This is a genomic window from Streptomyces sp. sk2.1 (genome assembly GCF_008120935.1).
Taxonomy (GTDB): Bacteria; Actinomycetota; Actinomycetes; order Streptomycetales; family Streptomycetaceae; genus Streptomyces.
Window position 1 is genome coordinate 1,063,217 of sequence record NZ_RDBO01000077.1, and the last position, 17,818, is coordinate 1,081,034.

Sequence of the window (17,818 nt, forward strand, 5' to 3'; positions counted from 1 at the left end):
CGCGGAACGGATTCTCAGGACGCCTGGCGGGCGTACACGTCCCGGGCGAAGAACTCCGCCAGGACCGGGGCCACCGCCTGCGGCGCCAGCTCGCGGGTCTGGCCCGTCAGGGTGCGGTGGCGGGAGCGGGGGAGCGCGTCCGCCAGGGCACGGGTGGACATCCGGGCCGAGGCGGTGCTGGCGCCGCCGCAGACGACCAGGGTGCGCGCCGTGACGGAGGCGAAGCGCTCGGCCGGGATCGAGCCGTCGCCGAGCAGCGCGTCGTCGTACGCCAGGGTGTGCGCCATCGACACCAGGCCGCTCCACAGCGGGGCGCGCCGCATCCGGGCGATCATGTCGGCCGGTACGCCGGTCACGGACAGGAACAGCTCGACGGCACCGGCGCGGTCCCCGGAGGAAAGCAGCCGGTGCAGCCGGGAGGTGCAGCACGCCTTGTACCGGAGGCCCGGGGCGCCCGGCGTGTACGGGGGCTCGTACACCGCCAGCAGATCGACGGGGAGCCCGGCCGCGTGCGCCTCCAGGGCCAGCGCCCCGCCCGCGCCCACACCGAACACCGAGGCCCGGCCGCCCACCGCGGTGACGACGGCGGCCAGGTCCTCGATCTCGCGTTCCACCGCGTACGGCCCGCTGTCACCGCTGGCGCCGCGGCCGCGCCTGTCGTAGGTCACGACGTGGAAGCGGGGCGCGAGGAGGCGTGCCAGCGGAGCCTCGGTCTCCGCCGTGCCCAGGGCCCCGCCCACCAGGACCACCGGCGGCCCTTCGCCCCGCCGCCGGTACGCGATCATGGTGCCGTCGCGGGAGAGAATCTTGTCCATGCGAGGGTGGACCGCCCGCTCCGGGAAAACTCATCGGTCCGGCCGAAGTTTTTTTGGAAAACTTCGATTGCCCAGGTCAGGGCCATGCTTTGAGGATCAGTCGGCAACGGCCTCGGTGTCGTAGAAGCAGAAGTGGTCCTTGATGGCGGCGACTTCGTCCTTCGGCTCCGGGTAGGCCCAGACGAGATCCGCCGCCCCCGGCAGCGACCAGTAGGAGGCATCTCCCTTGAACGGGCAGTGGGTACGGGTCCCCGAAGGGGACAGGAGATCCGTGCGGACGTCCTCGGGCGGCAGGTAGTAGCGAACCGGACAGCCCGTCTCGCGCAGCACGAGCGGACGGCGGCTCTCGGCGAGTACGTGCCCGTCACGGACCACACGTACGTGTGCGGTGCCGGGCTCGACCGTGATGCGGTGTCCTGATGCGGAAGCCATACGGGGTTCAGCCGTGCCGTCGGCCGTTTTCTTCCCCGGCGCCGGAGATGTCGGCGGCGGCCCTTACGGTGGCTGCATGAAGATCTGTGTTTTCCTCTCCGCCGCCGACCTCGACGACCGCTACACCCGGCCCGCCCGCGAATTCGCCGAACTGCTCGGCAAGGGGGGACACACCCTGGTCTGGGGAGGTTCGGAGAGCGGACTGATGAAGGTCGTCGCCGACGGGGTGCAGGAGTCGGGCGGACGGCTGGTGGGGGTGTCGGTCGACTTCCTGGCCGCGAAGGCGCGGACCAATGCGGACGAGATGGTGATCGCGCGAGACCTCGCCGAGCGCAAGGCGCTGCTCCTGGAGAAGGCCGACGCGGTCGTGATCATGGTGGGCGGCACCGGGACGCTCGACGAGGCGACCGAGATCCTGGAGCTGAAGAAGCACGGCAAGCACGACAAGCCGGTGGTCCTGCTCAACACGGCGGGCTTCTACGACGGGCTGCGCCAGCAGTTCCAGCGCATGGAGGACGAGGGCTTCCTCCCGGTCCCGCTCGCCGACCTGGTGTTCTTCGCGAAGGACGGCGTGGGCGCCCTGGCCCACCTGGAGGAGTGGTCCGGCCTGCGGTGACACGACGGGGGGTGAGATCATGAGGCAATGCCCACTCATGTCATCACCGGCGCCGGTTCCGGTATCGGCGCAGCCGTCGCCCGCCGCCTCCTGGAACGCGGCGACGAGACCGTGCTGCTGGCCCGGGACGCGGCCCGCGCCAAGGAACTGGCCGCGCTCCACCCCGGGGCCCGCACGCTCGTCGGCGACCTCTCCAACCCGGACCGCCTGTCCTGGGCCTTCGCCCAGCAGGCGATGCCGGAGCGGGTCGACTCGCTGCTGCACGTCGCGGGGGTCGTGGAACTCGGCAGGGTCGGCGACCTCACCCCCAAGGCGTGGCACTTCCAGCTCAACACCAACCTGGTCGCGCCCGCCGAGCTGACCCGCCTCCTCCTGCCCCAACTGCGCGTCTCCCAGGGGCACGTGCTCCTCGTGAACTCCGGTGCGGGCCTCGCGGCGCACGCCGAGTGGAGCGCGTACGCCGCGAGCAAGCACGGCCTGAAGGCGCTCGCCGACTCGCTGCGCCACGAGGAGCACGCCAACGGCGTCCGGGTGACCTCCGTCTACCCCGGACGCACCGCCAGCCCCATGCAGGCCAAGGTCCACCGGCAGGAGGGCAAGGAGTACGACGCCTCCCGCTGGATCGACCCGGAGTCGGTGGCCACCACCATCCTGATGGCCCTCGACCTGCCGCGCGACGCCGAGGTCAACGACCTGACGGTGCGCCCCGGCCGCTGACCGCCCCGAGGCCCGGCCGCGGGCCGGACGAGAGGCCATAGGCTTCCCGTGTGAGCGAGAAGAACGAGTTCAGGGGTTGCCCGGCCACCGGGATCGGATCCATGCCCGGGGGAGACGCGCGGGAGGCGGCGAAGACCGTCACCGGCTCCTTCGCGGGCGGCGAGGGCCTGCCGTACCTGGCGGAACTGCCCGCCCGCGGCCCCGGCGCGGACATGATCGGGCGGACCGTCGGACTGCTCGTCGAGCTGTACGGCCACGTCGAGCCCAGCGGCTGGCGGATCAGCGACCGGCCCGGCCGCGACACCCGCCGCGCCAGGTCCTGGCTCGGCGAGGACCTGGACGCCCTGGAGGAGTTCACCCAGGGGTACGAGGGGCCGCTCAAGGTCCAGGCCGTCGGCCCCTGGACGCTGGCCGCCGCGCTGGAACGCCGGGGCGGCGAGGCCGTCCTGGGCGACCCCGGCGCCTGCCGCGACCTGGCGGCCTCGCTGGCGGAGGGGCTGCGCGCCCACCTCGCGGAGGTACGGCGCAGGGTGCCCGGCGCCGAGGTGATCCTCCAGCTCGACGAACCGTCGCTGACCGCCGTGCTGCGCGGACAGGTCAAAACGGCGAGCGGCTACCGCACCCACCGGGCCGTGGACCGCCAGGTCGTGGAGGGCACGCTGCGCGACGTCCTGGCGGCGGCCGGGGACGGGGCGACGCTCGTCCACACCTGCGCCCCCGGCGTACCGTTCGCGTTGCTGCGCCGGGCCGGGGCCGGTGGCATCTCGTTCGACCTCGCGCTGCTCACCGAGCGTGAGGAGGAGGCGATCGGTGAAGCCGTCGAGGGCGGCACCCAGCTCTTCCTCGGAGTGGTGCCGGGCACGGACCCGGCCTCGGGCGGATTGTCGGACCCGGGCGGTAGCGTCATGGGTGTCAGGACGCTGTGGCGCAGGCTGGGGCTGAATCCGGGGACTCTGTCGGAGTCCGTGGCCATCACCCCGTCGTGCGGGCTCGCGGGTGCGTCGCCCGCGTACGCGCGCGCCGTGCTCGCCCACTGCGTCCGGGCCGCGAGATCCCTCGCGGACAACCCTGAGTAACGGGGCATCGGGCAACGGGAGGACGAGACGATGGCCGGCGAACAGCAGACGGCGGTGCCCGCAGGGGCCCAGGAGCAGCACGCACTCCTCGCCGAGCAGATCGAGGAGCACCGCTTCCGGTACTACGTGAAGGACCAGCCGGTCGTCAGCGACGCCGAGTTCGACCGGCTGATGCGCGAGCTGGAGGCCCTGGAGGACACGTACCCCCAGCTGCGCACGCCGGATTCGCCGACCCAGAAGGTCGCCGGGCCGTACCGGACGGAATTCACCTCCGTCGAGCACCGCGAGCGGATGCTCTCGCTGGACAACGCCTTCGACGACACGGAACTGGCCGCCTGGGGCGAGCGGATCGCGAAGGAGGTCGGCACGGCCGACCACCACTTCCTGTGCGAGCTGAAGGTCGACGGCCTGGCGGTCAACCTCACCTACGAGCACGGCCTGCTGACCCGGGCCGCGACCCGGGGCGACGGCCGCACCGGCGAGGACATCACCCCCAACGTCCGCACGGTCGCCGGGATCCCGCACCGGCTGAAGGGCGACCGGATCCCGGAGCTGGTCGAGATCCGCGGCGAGGTCTTCTTCCCGATGGAAGCCTTCGACGGACTCAACGCCCGGCTCATCGAGGCGGGCGACAAACCCTTCGCCAACCCGCGCAACGCGGCGGCCGGTTCGCTGCGCCAGAAGGACCCGAAGGTCACCGCCACCCGGCCGCTGCGCATGGTGGTGCACGGCATCGGCGCCCGCGAGGGCTTCGACATCGACTGCCTCTCGCACGCCTACGAGCTGCTGCACGAATGGGGCCTGCCCACCGCCCGGCACAACAAGGTGGTGGACTCCCTCGACGGGGTGCGGGAGTTCATCGCGTACTTCGGCGAGAACCGCCACTCCGTGGAGCACGAGATCGACGGCGTCGTCGTCAAGCTCGACGAGATCCCGCTCCAGGGCCGGCTCGGCTCCACCTCGCGCGCCCCGCGCTGGGCGATCGCCTGGAAGTACGCCCCCGAGGAGGTCAACACCAAGCTGGTCAACATCCGGGTGGGCGTCGGCCGGACCGGCCGGGTCACGCCGTACGCGCAGGTCGAACCGGTGGAAGTGGCGGGCTCCGAGGTCGAGTTCGCCACCCTGCACAACCAGAACGTGGTGAAGGCGAAGGGCGTCCTGATCGGGGACACGGTGGTGATCCGCAAGGCGGGCGACGTGATCCCGGAGATCCTCGGCCCGGTCGTCGACCTGCGCGACGGCACCGAGCGGGCCTTCGTGATGCCGACGCACTGCCCCGAGTGCGGTACGGGGCTGAAGCCCATGAAGGAGGCCGACATCGACCTCCGCTGCCCCAACGCCCGCTCCTGTCCCGCCCAGTTGCGCGAGCGCGTCGCCTACCTCGCGGGCCGCAAGTGCCTCGACATCGACCACTTCGGCTACGTCGTGGCCGCCGCCCTGACCAAGCCGCTCGAACCCGAGGAGCCGCCGCTGCGCGACGAGGGCGATCTGTTCGGACTGACGATCGAGGAGCTGCTGCCGATCCGCGCCTATGTCCTGGACCAGGACAGCGGGCTGCCCAAGCGCGACCCGAAGACCGGTGAGGAGAAGACCGCCCGGGTCTTCGCCAACCAGCAGGGCGAGCCGAAGAAGAACGCCGTCGCCATGCTCGCCGCCATCGCCGCGGCCAAGGACGCCCCCCTGGCCCGGATCCTCACCGGACTCTCCATCCGCCACGTGGGCCCGGTCGCCGCCGCGGAGCTGGCCCGTCAGTTCCGTTCCATCGAACGGATCGACGAGGCGACCGAGCAGGAGCTGGCCGAGGCCGACGGGGTCGGGGACATCATCGCCGCATCGGTGAAGCAGTGGTTCGCCGAGGACTGGCACCGGGAGATCCTCCGCAAGTGGCGCGAGGCCGGGGTCCGGATGGCGGACGAGGGGCCGGGGGAGGACGTGGGGCCGGGCCCGCTCGACGGGCTCACCGTCGTCGTCACCGGCACGCTGGACGGGCACACCAGGGATGGCGCGAAAGAAGCGCTCCAGAAGCTGGGTGCCAAGGTGACGGGGTCCGTGTCGAAGAAGACCTCCTTCGTGGTCGTCGGCGACAACCCCGGCTCGAAATATGACAAAGCGATGCAGCTGAAGGTGCCGGTGCTGGACGAGGGCGGTTTCACCGTCCTCCTCGAACACGGGCCGGACGCGGCGCGCGAGGCGGCCGTACGGGCCGAGGAACCGGCGGAGGCCGGATAGTCCGGGCGGAGAGGGGGACGGGCCGAGTGGACGGAAAGGCGAGTAAGGGGTGTCACGCCATGAATCGGGGCAAGCGGGGCGCCCCGGGAGCTGGTTCACCCGATCGGCGCATACCAGATGTTGACGGACGGTCGGTTCGCATTCGGGCAACAGCGTCCGAGCGCTGCCCGTAGCGGCCCTTCCCGGCCTACTGTTGAGACGTACACCTGCCGTGTCCGGCCGCGGGGTGGGAAACCGGGCAGCGCGGCATGGAGCGGGACCATCGGGTGACATCGGCACCGCCGGCTGTGAGAGGGACGGAATGAAACCGACCGAGAGCGCCGCAACGGTGTCGCGGCTGCAAGGTTTCGTCGGCCTCACGCCGAAAGTGGGGGCCGTCTTCGTGGTGATCGCCGTCGCCCAGCTCGCGACCGGTTTCTACCGGACCGTGAGCGAGGGGCGCGCGCTCTTCCCCGACGGCGAGCCCGGCTGGGCGCTCGCCGTCCTGACCGGGATCATCGTCGGCCACCTGGTCGCGCTCGGACGCGACCGCTGGTGGGGCGGGACCGGCTCCGGTGCCTCGCTCACCCTGGCCGTGCTGCTGCTCTACGGCTGGGTGCCCGCCGGGCTGGTCAGCCTGGTCGTCGTCGTCCTGGTCGGCATCGCCCGCAGACACCGTTGGTGGCAGGGGCTGCTGCACGGCGCCGTCGACATCCTCGGCATCGGCGCGGCGGCCCTGGTGCTCGCCGCGTTCGGCGAGGTGCAGACCGTCGAGTCGCCCTGGCAGCCACTCGACTGGGGCATCGCCGCGGTCCCGGAAGTCCTCCTGGCCGCCTCCACCTATCTCCTGGTGACCCGGGTCCTGCTGTGGTACGCGAGGACCCCCCAGGGCGGCGGGCTGCCGACCGTCGCCCGCAGCACCCTGCTGCGCCAGGGACTCGTCGCCCTCGCCCTGCTCGGCATCGCGCCGCTGATCTGCGTCGTCGCGATGGCCACGCCCCTGCTCCTGCCGCTCTTCGCGGTCCCGCTGATCGCCCTGGACTCCGCGCTCTGGATCGCCCGGGCACGGGCCGAGGAACAACTGCGCGACCCGCTGACCGGACTGCCCAACCGGCAGTGGCTGCTGGAACGCACCTGGACGGCCCTGGAGGACGCCGAGTCCACCGGCACCAGATCCGCCCTCGTCCTGATCGACCTCGACCGTTTCCGCGCCGTCAACGACACCCTCGGCCATCTGGCGGGGGACCGGCTGCTGCTCCAGATAGCCGAACGGCTGAGACTCGCGCTGCCCCGGGGGGCGGAGGCCGCACGGCTCGGCGGCGACGAGTTCGCCGTGCTCCTGCCGGCGGCGGACTCCACCACCAGCGCCCAGCGGGTCGCCCGCCACCTGGTCGCCGAGCTGTCCTCCCCGCTGGACCTGGACGGTCTGACCCTGGTGCTGGAGGCCAGCGCCGGGGTGGCCGTCTACCCGGACCACGCACTGGACGCCGAGGGGCTGCTCAGACGCGCGGACGTGGCGATGTACCAGGCCAAGCGTGACCGCACGGGCGTCGAGGTGTACGAGTCCAAGCGGGACAGCAACACCCCCGACCGGCTCGGACTGCTGGGCGACCTGCGCCGGGCGCTGGACGCGGGCGAGGTCGAGCTGCACTACCAGCCGAAGGTCCGCTTCGACGGCCAGGTGGCGAAGGTCCGCTTCGACGGCCAGGTGGCCGGCCTGGAGGCCCTGGTGCGCTGGGTGCACCCGGAGCGCGGACGGGTCCCCCCGGACGAGTTCATCGCCATCGCCGAGTCGTCCGGACTGATGCCGCACCTCACGGAGTACGTCCTGGAGACGGCGCTGGCCCAGGTCGCCCGGTGGCGGGCGCAGGGCCTGTTCGTCCCGGTCGCGGTCAACGTCTCCCCGCGCGACGTCCACACCCCCGGTTTCGCGGGCGGCGTCGCGGCCCGGCTCGCCCGGCACGGCGTCCCGGCCGGCGCGCTGCAGCTGGAGATAACGGAGCACGTGCTGCTGGAGGACCCGCAGCGCGCCGCCGACACGCTCGCCGGACTGACCGGACACGGCGTGAAGATGTCCCTCGACGACTTCGGCACCGGCTACTCCTCGCTGGTCCACCTGCGACGGCTGCCGGTCAGCGAGCTGAAGATCGACCGGTCGTTCGTGGCCCGGCTGGCCGTCGACAACGAGGACGCCGAGATCGTCCGCTGCACCATCGACCTGGCCCACTCGCTGGGCCTGCTGGTCGTCGCGGAGGGCGTCGAGGACGACGAGACCTGGGAGCGGCTGCGGGACCTGCGCTGCGACGCGGTGCAGGGGTGGCTGGTCGCCGCGCCGACACGCTCGCCGGACTGACCGGACACGGCGTGAAGATGTCCCTCGACGACTTCGGCACCGGCTACTCCTCGCTGGTCCACCTGCGACGGCTGCCGGTCAGCGAGCTGAAGATCGACCGGTCGTTCGTGGCCCGGCTGGCCGTCGACAACGAGGACGCCGAGATCGTCCGCTGCACCATCGACCTGGCCCACTCGCTGGGCCTGCTGGTCGTCGCGGAGGGCGTCGAGGACGACGAGACCTGGGAGCGGCTGCGGGACCTGCGCTGCGACGCGGTGCAGGGGTGGCTGGTCGCCGCGGCGATGCCGCCCCAGGAGACGACGGCCTGGCTCCGGGCGCGGGGCGAGCACGGCTGGCGCCGCCCCGCCGAGCCGGCCGCCGCGGCCGGAGCCGCTGCCGCCGGTACGCCCCCGGAGCTGGAGCAGCGGCCCTCCGGCCGGGCGATCAACTCGCGCCCCGCCACGACCTGAGCCCGGGCCCTGCCCTCGGCCCGCCCCGCGGGGCGGGCCGAGGGCAGGGAAAACCGTGTTCGGACCGGGTGTTCGCCCGGGTGGCGGGAGCGGCAGCCGACGACCCCATAGGATTGGGGGTCGGCGGCACATTTCCACCTGCCGCGCGACGCCTGGCACGCACGCTCGCCGTGTTGCCGAATCGCCCACGTGGCTCCGCCACGAGGGCGCTCCGGCGCCTTGCGATCGCACGCACCAGACGCCGCGCGGCCCGTCCTTCGGACGGACGGTGGAAAAGTGCCGCCGGCCCCCGGCCAAAACCACACACCAACCCCTGAGGATCGCTGCATGCCTGGCATCACGCGCGAGGAGGTCGCCCACCTCGCCCGGCTGGCGCGTCTGGAGCTGAAGGGCGAAGAGCTCGATCACTTCGCCGGTCAGCTCGACGACATCATCGGCGCGGTCGCCCGCGTCTCCGAGGTCGCCGACCAAGACGTACCGCCGACCTCCCACCCGCTGCCGCTGACCAACGTCATGCGCGCGGACGAGGTCCGTCCGTCGCTCACCCCCGAGCAGGCGCTCTCCGGCGCCCCGGCCCAGGAGCAGCAGCGTTTCAAGGTGCCGCAGATCCTGGGGGAGGACTGACAGCCATGACGGACCACAGCACCATCATCAAGCTCACCGCCGCCGAGATCGCCGCGAGGATCGCCTCCGGCGAGCTGACGGCCGTCCAGGTCACCGAGGCCCACCTGGCCCGGATCGACGCGGTCGACGAGAAGGTCCACGCCTTCCTGCACGTCGACCGCGAGGGCGCCCTCGCGCAGGCCCGCGCCGTCGACGCGAAGAAGGCGGCCGGCGAGAAGCTCGGCCCGCTGGCCGGCGTCCCGCTCGCGCTGAAGGACATCTTCACCACGAAGGACATGCCGACCACCGTCGGCTCCAAGATCCTCGAGGGCTGGATCCCGCCGTACGACGCGACCCTCACCCGGAAGCTGAGGGCCGCCGACGTCGTCATCCTCGGCAAGACCAACATGGACGAGTTCGCCATGGGGTCCTCCACCGAGAACAGCGCCTACGGCCCGACCGGCAACCCGTGGGACCTCACCCGCATCCCCGGCGGCTCCGGCGGCGGCTCCTCGGCCGCCCTCGCCTCGTACGAGGCCCCGCTCGCCATCGGCACGGACACCGGCGGCTCCATCCGCCAGCCCGCCGCCGTCACCGGCACCGTCGGCGTCAAGCCCACCTACGGCGGCGTCTCCCGCTACGGCATGGTGGCCTTCTCCAGCTCCCTGGACCAGGGCGGGCCCTGCGCCCGTACCGTCCTGGACGCGGCCCTGCTGCACGAGGCGATCGCCGGGCACGACCCGATGGACTCCACGTCCATCGACGCCCCGGTCCCGCCGGTCGTCGAGGCCGCCCGCAACGGCAGCGTCGAGGGCATGCGCGTCGGCGTCGTCAAGCAGTTCGCCGGCGAGGGCTACCAGGCCGGCGTCGTCCAGCGCTTCAACGAGTCGGTCGAGCTGCTGAAGTCGCTCGGCGCCACGGTCGTCGAACTGGACTGCCCGTCCTTCGACCTGGCCCTGTCGGCGTACTACCTGATCGCGCCGTCCGAGTGCTCCTCCAACCTGGCCCGCTTCGACGCCATGCGCTACGGCCTGCGGGTCGGCGACGACGGCACGAAGTCCGCCGAGGAGGTCACCGCCCTCACCCGCGAGGCCGGCTTCGGCGACGAGGTCAAGCGCCGCGTCATCCTCGGCACGTACGCCCTCAGCTCCGGCTACTACGACGCGTACTACGGCTCGGCGCAGAAGGTCCGCACCCTCATCACCCGGGAGTTCGAGAGGGCCTTCGAGCAGGTGGACGTCATCGTCTCCCCGACGACGCCCACCACCGCCTTCCCGATCGGCGAGCGCGCCGACGACCCGATGGCGATGTACCTCGCGGACCTGTGCACCATCCCGACCAACCTCGCGGGCAACGCCGCCATGTCGCTGCCCTGCGGCCTGGCGCCCGAGGACGGACTGCCGGTCGGACTGCAGATCATCGCCCCCGCCATGAAGGACGACCGGCTGTACAAGGTCGGAGCCGCCGTCGAGGCCGCCTTCGTGGAAAAGTGGGGACACCCGCTGCTGGAGGAGGCTCCGTCACTGTGAGTGCACTGACCAAGGCCAAGGGCTTCAAGAAGTCCAAGACCGGTACGTACCTGTCCATCGGCACCACCGCCTTCGGGGCGGTCAGCGTGCTCAAGCAGGCCAAGAAGGCGCGTTCCGAGCACGACACGCTCCGACTGGTCGACGCCGTCGTCTCCGCCGCCGCCATCGCCACGGGCATCGCCCTGCTGCTGCGCGAACTCAAGCGCATCGGCGACGACGACGTACTGCTGGGCTGAGAGGGAAGTTTCACCGTGACTGTCACCGACCTGGTGTCGTACGAGGACGCGCTCGCGTCCTACGACCCCGTCATGGGCCTGGAGGTCCATGTCGAGCTCGGCACCAAGACCAAGATGTTCTGCGGCTGCTCCACCGAGCTCAAGCAGGACGCCAACTCCCAGACCTGCCCGGTCTGCCTCGGCCTGCCCGGCGCCCTGCCGGTCGTCAACGAGATCGGCGTCGAGTCCGCCATCAAGATCGGTCTCGCGCTGAACTGCGAGATCGCCGAGTGGTGCCGCTTCGCCCGGAAGAACTACTTCTATCCGGACATGCCGAAGAACTTCCAGACCTCCCAGTACGACGAGCCGATCGCCTACAACGGCTATCTGGACGTCCAGCTGGAGGACGGGGAGATCTTCCGGGTGCAGATCGAGCGCGCCCACATGGAGGAGGACACCGGCAAGTCGACCCACGTCGGCGGTGCCACCGGCCGTATCCACGGCGCGTCCCACTCCCTGCTCGACTACAACCGGGCCGGCATCCCGCTCATCGAGATCGTCACCAAGCCGATCGAGGGCGCGGGCGCCCGGGCCCCCGAGGTCGCCAAGGCGTACGTCGCCGAGCTCCGTGAGCTCATCAAGGCGCTCGGCGTCTCCGAGGCCCGGATGGAGATGGGCCAGATGCGCTGCGACGTCAACCTGTCGCTGCGCCCCAACGGCACCGAGACCTTCGGCACCCGCTCCGAGACGAAGAACGTGAACTCGCTGCGTTCCGTCGAGCGCGCCGCCCGCTTCGAGATCCAGCGCCACGCCGCGGTGCTGTCCTCCGGCGGCACGATCGTGCAGGAGACCCGGCACTTCCACGAGGAGGACGGCTCCACCACGGCCGGCCGCATCAAGGACAACGCCGAGGACTACCGCTACTTCCCCGAGCCCGACCTGGTGCCGGTCGCCCCGGCCCGCGAGTGGGTCGAGGAGCTCCGCAAGGGGCTGCCCGAGCTGCCCCGGCTGCGCCGGGCGCGGCTCAAGGAGGAGTGGGGCGTCTCCGAGCACGACATGCAGTCGATCCTCAACGCCGGCGCGGTCGACCTGATCGTCGCCACGACCGACGCGGGCGCCCCCTCGGACCAGGCCCGCAAGTGGTGGATGGGCGAGCTGGCCCGCAACGCCAACGAGACCGGCCGCGGCCTCGACGAGCTGCCCATCACCCCGGCGCAGGTCGCCAGGGTGGCCGAGCTCGTCGCCTCGGGCGACCTCAACGACAAGCTGGCCCGCCAGGTCATCGAGGGCGTCCTCGCGGGCGAGGGCGACCCGGACGCCGTCGTCGAGAAGCGCGGCCTGAAGGTCGTCTCCGACGAGGGCGCGCTGTCCACGGCCGTGGACGAGGCCATCGCCGCCAACGCGGCCATCGCGGACAAGATCCGCGGTGGCAAGGTCGCGGCGGCGGGCGCGCTCGTCGGCGCGGTCATGAAGGCCACCCGCGGCCAGGCGGACGCGGCCCGCGTGCGCGAGCTGATCCTGGAGAAGCTCGGCGTCGAGGGCTGATCAGCCCGCGCCCCGGCCGTCCCGTACGGCCGGGGGAGCCGTGAATCACGTCCCCGAAGGGGCGGTGCACACCGATCACCGGTGCACCGCCCCTTCACCTGTGTCCGGAGAGTCCGCTGAACACCGTCATGACCGAGACCGTCTCCGTCGCCCTCCTGCTCGGCGTGCTGGTCTTCGCCGTACTGCGCCCGAGGGGGCTGCCGGAGGCGACCGCCGCCGTACCCGCCGCCGTGCTGCTCGTCGTGGCCGGCGCGGTTCCGTGGCCGGAGGCCCGCGCCCAGATGGACAGCCTGCTCCCGGTCGTCGGGTTCCTCGCGGCGATCCTGGTGCTGGCGCAGCTCTGCGCGGACGAGGGGCTGTTCACGGCCGCCGGCGACCTGGTCGCACGCGCCTGCCGGGGGCGGACCGGCCCCCTGCTCGGCGGGGTCTTCCTCGTCGCCTCCGCGATCACCGCCGTGCTCAGCCTGGACGCGACCGTCGTCCTGCTGACCCCGGTCGTCCTCGCCACCGCCGCCCGCGTGGGCGCCCGCCCCCGCCCGTACGTCCACGCCTGCGCGCACCTCGCCAACTCGGCGTCCCTGCTGCTGCCGGTCTCCAACCTCACGAACCTGCTGGCGTTCACCGCGAGCGGCCTCTCCTTCACCCGGTTCGCCGCACTGATGACCCTGCCGTGGCTGGCCGCGATCGCCGTCGAGTACGCCGTCCTCCGCCGGTTCTTCGCCGCCGACCTGGCCGCGGGCGCGCACCCGCCAAAACCGGAGGAGACCCGCCCGGCCGTCCCCGTCTTCACGCTCGTCGTCCTCGCCCTCACCCTGGGCGGATTCGTCGTCACCTCGTTCGCGGGCGCGGAACCGCTGTGGGCGGCGCTGGCGGGCGCCGGGGTGCTGGCGGTCCGCGCACTGGCCAGGCGCGACACGACCGTCAAGGGAATCGTCCGCTCCGCCCACCCGCTGTTCTGCCTGTTCGTCCTCGCGCTGGGCGTCGTGGTCCGGGCGGTGGTGGACAACGGGCTGGGCGCCGGGATCGACGCGTTCCTGCCGGACGGCTCCTCGCTGCCCGAACTGCTGGCGGTGGCCGCGGCGGCGGCCGTCCTCGCCAACCTGATCAACAACCTGCCCGCGATTCTGGCCCTGCTCCCGGTCGTCGCGGCGGCGGGGCCCGGACCGCTGCTCGCCGCCCTGATCGGCGTGAACCTCGGCCCGAACCTCACCTACGTCGGCTCGCTCGCCACCCTGCTCTGGCGCCGCATCCTGCACGCCCACGGCACCGCGCCCGAGCTCGGCGAATTCACCCGGCTCGGGCTGCTGACCGTACCGGCGACCCTGGGCGCGTCGACGGTGGCGCTGTGGGGCGCGCTGCAACTGATCGGGGTGTGATGGCCCCGGCGGGCCGGGGCCATCTCCCGGGAAACGTGGTCATCTCCTGAGGAGCATGGTCGTCTCCCGAGGAACGTGGTCACCTCTTGAGGAGCGGGGTGCCCAGCGCCAGTTGCGCGCCGCTGCAGTTCTCGTCGACGCTGATCCGCAGCCGCAGCCCGTTCTCGACCTTCAGGGACAGCTTCTGGGGCTTGCCCAGTTCGAGCGTGCCGACCCACAGGGTGGTGTCGTCCACCTTGATGGTCAGCCGCCCCGACTCGTAGTTCGAGTTGTCGTCGATGCCCGCGGTCAGGTCGAAGGTCTGCCAGGCCCGGCCGAGGTTGAACTCCATGTACGGCCCCTCGGTGCAGTCGGGCGTCGCCACGTAGGCGTCCGCGTACTGCTGGGCGTTGAGGGTCGCCGCGCCCACCTCGAACCCGTCGGGTTCGACGATCGGGGTCAGCGTGGTCAGCGACACCTCCGAGGCGTCCTCGGCGGTGCCGGGCGTCGAGGGGTCCGCCGACGGGCTGTCGCCCCCGTCGTCCCCGCCGTCCGTGCCCCCGGAGTCCGCGGCCGGTTCCTCGGTGTCGGTCTCCGGCGGCGTGGGGGTCGGGGACGACGAACCGGCGCTCCCGCCCGCCCGGCCGCCGTTGTCGTCGTCCCGCATGAGCGCCCACGCCCCGCCCGCGCCGAGCGCGGCGGCGACCAGCACGGCCGCCACCGCCAGCGCGACGGCCGGACGCTTCCGCTTCCGCTCCGGCCCGGACGCGGGCAGCCGGACGTCCGCGGTCGGCGGGGCCACGGGAGCGGCATGCGGGGTCCGAGAGGCGTGCGGCCGGTCCGGCTCCCCGTCCGCCGGCTCCTGCCCCGGAGCCGTCGCCGGACCGGGGTTCACGGTCGCGGGCGTCGGCACGCCCGGATCGGCGGAGGCGGTGACCGGCGGCGGGAAACCGGGCGCAGCGCCCTCGCCGGGGACCGCGGGCGGTGTGCCGGGAGGGGGCAGCAGCGGCGGTGGCGGTACGGTCGGCCGGCCCGCGTCCGGGGTTCCCGACGTCCCCGGCGCGTCCGGTACCTCGTCCCGGACCGCCGTGCCGGAGGCGTCCGCGGCAGAGGCGTCCGTACCGGCGGACACCGCCGCGCCCGGCACCGCGTCGCGGACCGGGGCCGCCCCGGAACCGGTGACCGTGGTCGACACCACCGCCGAGCGCACGTCCTTCACCCACGTCGACAGGTTCTCCGGCCGCCGGTCCGGCTCGGCCGCGCAGATCCGCAGGAGCCGTTCCACCCGGTCCGGGGCCGCCGCCGCCACCTGGGGGAGCGCGGCCAGCGCGGCCCGGAGCTGCTCCGGGGTGCTCGGCGGGGACTGGCCGCTCAGCAGGAAGTAGGCGATCGCGCCGAACGCGTACCGGTCGGTGCTCGGGGTCCGCTTGCCCTCGAACACCTCCGGCGCCGCGTACCCCGGGGTGAACCAGACCTCCGCCGTCCGGTGGTCGGCCGTCAGCTTGCTCAGCCCGAAGTCGACCAGCGTGGCCTGCCCGTGCACGTCGACCATCACGTTGCCCGGGGACAGGTCGCCGTGCACGACGGTCCGGCCCGAGGGTGTCGCCCGCCCCGAGTGCAGCCAGTCCAGCACGTCGGCGAGTTGTTCCAGCGTCCGCAGCACCTCGCGCCGCTCGGCATGGGTGGCCAGGGTGCGCTCCTCGCGCCAGTCGCGCAGGTCGAGGCCCTCCACGTGGTTCATGACCAGCACGAGCGAACGCCCGGCCGCGGTCGACGCCTCGCCGGGCCCGTGGATCGGCGGCCCCTCGAAGTGCTCGCGCACGCCCACCACACCGGGACGGTTCACGAACCGCAGCAGCTCCGCCTGCTCCTGCCACTTCGCGCTGAGCCGCTGGAACTGCTCGACGGTGATCGTGGTCCTCGAATCCATGACCTTCACGACCACGGTCTCCGGCGCCCCGTCGAGCTCGATCTCGGCCCGGTACAGGACCGCCTCGCCACCCCGCCCGATGGAATTGAGCAGGCGGTATCTGTCCGGTGCGGAATCCGGCCCGATGCGATGCGACGCACTGTTCAACTGGTCCCCCAACACAAGTAATTGACGATCCATAAGACTGCCGCGCGAGCGGGTGCCGGTCAACGTCCGACCGGCGGCGGACGGGCGCGGGGACGGTTGCCGGGACCGGGGAGGGCGAGGGGCGGCCGCGGTTGGACTTCCCGGCCGACCTGTTGGACGTTCACCACGGAGCCGTACGAAATCCTTCCCCGCGCCACCCGGCCCGGTTAGCTTCCCGGCTGAACGACAGGACTCGGGAGGCCCATCTTGACCACGGACATTTCACGGCGCCGGCTCTTCGCGCTCGGCGGCGGCGCACTCGGTGCCGCGGCGGCGGGGTCGCTGCTCCCGCCGTCGCTGCAGGCCGCGATCGCCGCGCAGCCGGCACCCACGGCGGGGTCCGGCGGCCGGGACGGGCTCGGAGCCATCAAGCACGTGGTGATCCTGATGCAGGAGAACCGTTCCTTCGACCATTACTTCGGGATGCTCCGGGGCGTACGGGGCTTCGGCGACCGCAACGCCGTCGAGCTGCCGTCCGGCCGGCCGGTCTTCGAGCAGCCCGCCCCGCAGGGCGGCTCCGTACTGCCGTTCCCGGTGCGGGACGCCGCCGAGGCGCAGAAGAAGGACCTCCAGTACATCGGTGCCCTCGACCACTCCTGGAGCGGCGGCGGCAAGGCGTGGGCCGGGGGGTGGATGAACAACTGGGTGAGCGCGAAGACGGCCGCCACCATGGCGTACTACGACCGCCGGGACATCCCGCTGCACTACGAGCTGGCCGACACCTTCACGGTCTGCGACGCCTACCACTCCTCCATCCACACCTCGACCAGCCCCAACCGCAACCATCTGTGGAGCGGGAAGACCGGCAACGAGCCGAACGGCAAGCGGGCCGTCGGCAACGACGCGTACGCCGAGGGCACGCACCCCGGGTACGACTGGGGCACCTACGCGGAGCGGCTGGAGAAGGCCGGGCGCAGCTGGCGCACGTACACCGAGTGGGAGAACTTCACCGACAACCAGATCGAGTTCTTCGCCACCTTCAAGGCGGTCGCCCGCAAGGCGCTGGCGAGGACCGGCGGCCACACGTACATGGAGTCGTTCTACGCCGCGATACGCGACGCCGACGACGCGGAGCGGCAGCGGCTGTTCGGACTGCTGGAGGAGGGCGTCGCCACCCTGGACAAGGGCGAGCGCAGCCTCTTCGAGCGGGCGCTGCGCCGGGTGGAGACCGGGACGCTGGCCGAGGAGTTCGCCAAGGACGTGGCGGCGGGCACCCTGCCCGAGGTCTCGTACCTGGTGCCGTCGGCCGTCGACTCCGAGCACCCGAGCGTGTCCTCGCCGGTCCACAGCGCGACGATCGTCTACAAGGTGCTGGACGCGCTGGGCAGGCACCCCGAGGTGTGGCGGCACACCGCCGTGCTCATCAACTACGACGAGAACGACGGCTTCTTCGACCACGTGCCGCCGCCCGTCGCGCCGCCCGAGGTGGCCGAGGAGCGGTGGGAGGGCAAGCCCACCGGTCTCGGGATCCGGGTGCCGCTGCTGGTCGTGTCGCCGTGGACGGTGGGCGGCTACGTCTGCTCCGAGGTCTTCGACCACACCTCCGTGATCCGCTTCCTGGAGCGCTGGACCGGGGTGGCGGAGCCCAACATCAGCCAGTGGCGGCGCACCGTGACCGGCGACCTGACCTCCGCGTTCGACTTCGGGCGCGGGCGGCGCAGGCCCGACCTGGAGCAGCCGGCCGCCATTCCGCCGTTCAGCGGGCGCTGGTCGCCGAAGCCGCCGGCCGTGCAGCGGATGCCGGTGCAGGAGCCCGGCACCCGCCCGGCCCGCCCGCTGCCGTACCAGC

Annotated in this window: 13 protein-coding genes and 2 pseudogenes; 12 read left to right on the plus strand and 3 right to left on the minus strand. The window is 72.3% G+C overall.

Going from position 1 to position 17,818, the window contains the following annotated elements; genetic code table 11:
* Positions 1-14: 14 nt before the first annotated feature.
* Together EAO76_RS31980 and EAO76_RS31985 are read right to left on the minus strand one after the other, a co-directional pair.
* Positions 15-815: an alpha/beta fold hydrolase gene (locus EAO76_RS31980; protein WP_148839355.1), complete on the minus strand. Its 801-nt coding sequence runs from the start codon at positions 813-815 to the stop codon at positions 15-17.
* Between the two features lie 96 nt (positions 816-911).
* On the minus strand, positions 912-1,247 hold the full coding sequence (locus EAO76_RS31985; protein WP_148839357.1) for a DUF427 domain-containing protein: 336 nt from the start codon (positions 1,245-1,247) through the stop codon (positions 912-914).
* Positions 1,248-1,323: 76 nt separating this feature from the next.
* Here EAO76_RS31985 and EAO76_RS31990 point away from each other — a divergent pair, with 76 nt between their 5' ends.
* The 11 genes and pseudogenes from EAO76_RS31990 to EAO76_RS32045 all read left to right on the plus strand — a co-directional run bounded on the left by EAO76_RS31990 (position 1,324) and on the right by EAO76_RS32045 (position 13,934).
* The gene (locus EAO76_RS31990) at positions 1,324-1,863 is read left to right on the plus strand and encodes a TIGR00730 family Rossman fold protein (RefSeq protein ID WP_148839359.1); all 540 of its coding nucleotides are present in this window, start codon (positions 1,324-1,326) and stop codon (positions 1,861-1,863) included.
* A gap of 27 nt (positions 1,864-1,890) precedes the next feature.
* Positions 1,891-2,580, plus strand: coding sequence for an SDR family oxidoreductase (locus tag EAO76_RS31995; protein ID WP_148839361.1), 690 nt, complete (start codon positions 1,891-1,893; stop codon positions 2,578-2,580).
* Between the two features lie 50 nt (positions 2,581-2,630).
* A complete protein-coding gene (locus tag EAO76_RS32000; protein ID WP_148839363.1) occupies positions 2,631-3,656 on the plus strand; it encodes a methionine synthase in 1,026 nt (341 codons plus the stop codon).
* A 30-nt stretch (positions 3,657-3,686) separates the two neighbouring features.
* Positions 3,687-5,885: an NAD-dependent DNA ligase LigA gene (gene ligA / locus EAO76_RS32005; RefSeq protein ID WP_148839364.1), complete on the plus strand. Its 2,199-nt coding sequence runs from the start codon at positions 3,687-3,689 to the stop codon at positions 5,883-5,885.
* Positions 5,886-6,186: 301 nt separating this feature from the next.
* Positions 6,187-8,196, plus strand: a pseudogene (locus EAO76_RS32010) (putative bifunctional diguanylate cyclase/phosphodiesterase); the annotation flags it as partial.
* Between the two features lie 14 nt (positions 8,197-8,210).
* Positions 8,211-8,666, plus strand: a pseudogene (locus EAO76_RS32015) (EAL domain-containing protein); the annotation flags it as partial.
* Positions 8,667-8,993: 327 nt separating this feature from the next.
* A complete protein-coding gene (gene gatC, locus EAO76_RS32025; RefSeq protein WP_015036350.1) occupies positions 8,994-9,290 on the plus strand; it encodes an Asp-tRNA(Asn)/Glu-tRNA(Gln) amidotransferase subunit GatC in 297 nt (98 codons plus the stop codon).
* A 5-nt stretch (positions 9,291-9,295) separates the two neighbouring features.
* On the plus strand, positions 9,296-10,798 hold the full coding sequence (gene gatA / locus EAO76_RS32030) for an Asp-tRNA(Asn)/Glu-tRNA(Gln) amidotransferase subunit GatA (protein ID WP_148839368.1): 1,503 nt from the start codon (positions 9,296-9,298) through the stop codon (positions 10,796-10,798).
* A complete protein-coding gene (locus EAO76_RS32035) occupies positions 10,795-11,034 on the plus strand; it encodes a hypothetical protein (RefSeq protein WP_148839370.1) in 240 nt (79 codons plus the stop codon). The genes gatA and EAO76_RS32035 overlap by 4 nt, the downstream gene beginning before the upstream one ends.
* Before the next feature lie 15 nt (positions 11,035-11,049).
* A complete protein-coding gene (gene gatB / locus EAO76_RS32040; protein WP_148839371.1) occupies positions 11,050-12,558 on the plus strand; it encodes an Asp-tRNA(Asn)/Glu-tRNA(Gln) amidotransferase subunit GatB in 1,509 nt (502 codons plus the stop codon).
* Between the two features lie 128 nt (positions 12,559-12,686).
* The gene (locus EAO76_RS32045; protein WP_148839373.1) at positions 12,687-13,934 is read left to right on the plus strand and encodes an SLC13 family permease; all 1,248 of its coding nucleotides are present in this window, start codon (positions 12,687-12,689) and stop codon (positions 13,932-13,934) included.
* A 79-nt stretch (positions 13,935-14,013) separates the two neighbouring features.
* Here the strand turns inward: EAO76_RS32045 and EAO76_RS32050 are convergent, their stop codons facing one another.
* Complete coding sequence (locus EAO76_RS32050; RefSeq protein WP_148839375.1) at positions 14,014-15,990, minus strand: protein kinase domain-containing protein; 1,977 nt, start codon at positions 15,988-15,990, stop codon at positions 14,014-14,016.
* A 246-nt stretch (positions 15,991-16,236) separates the two neighbouring features.
* Between EAO76_RS32050 and EAO76_RS32055 the strand changes: the two genes are divergently transcribed.
* A partial coding sequence (locus tag EAO76_RS32055) for an alkaline phosphatase family protein (protein WP_148840428.1) occupies positions 16,237-17,818 on the plus strand: 1,582 nt, incomplete at its 3' end.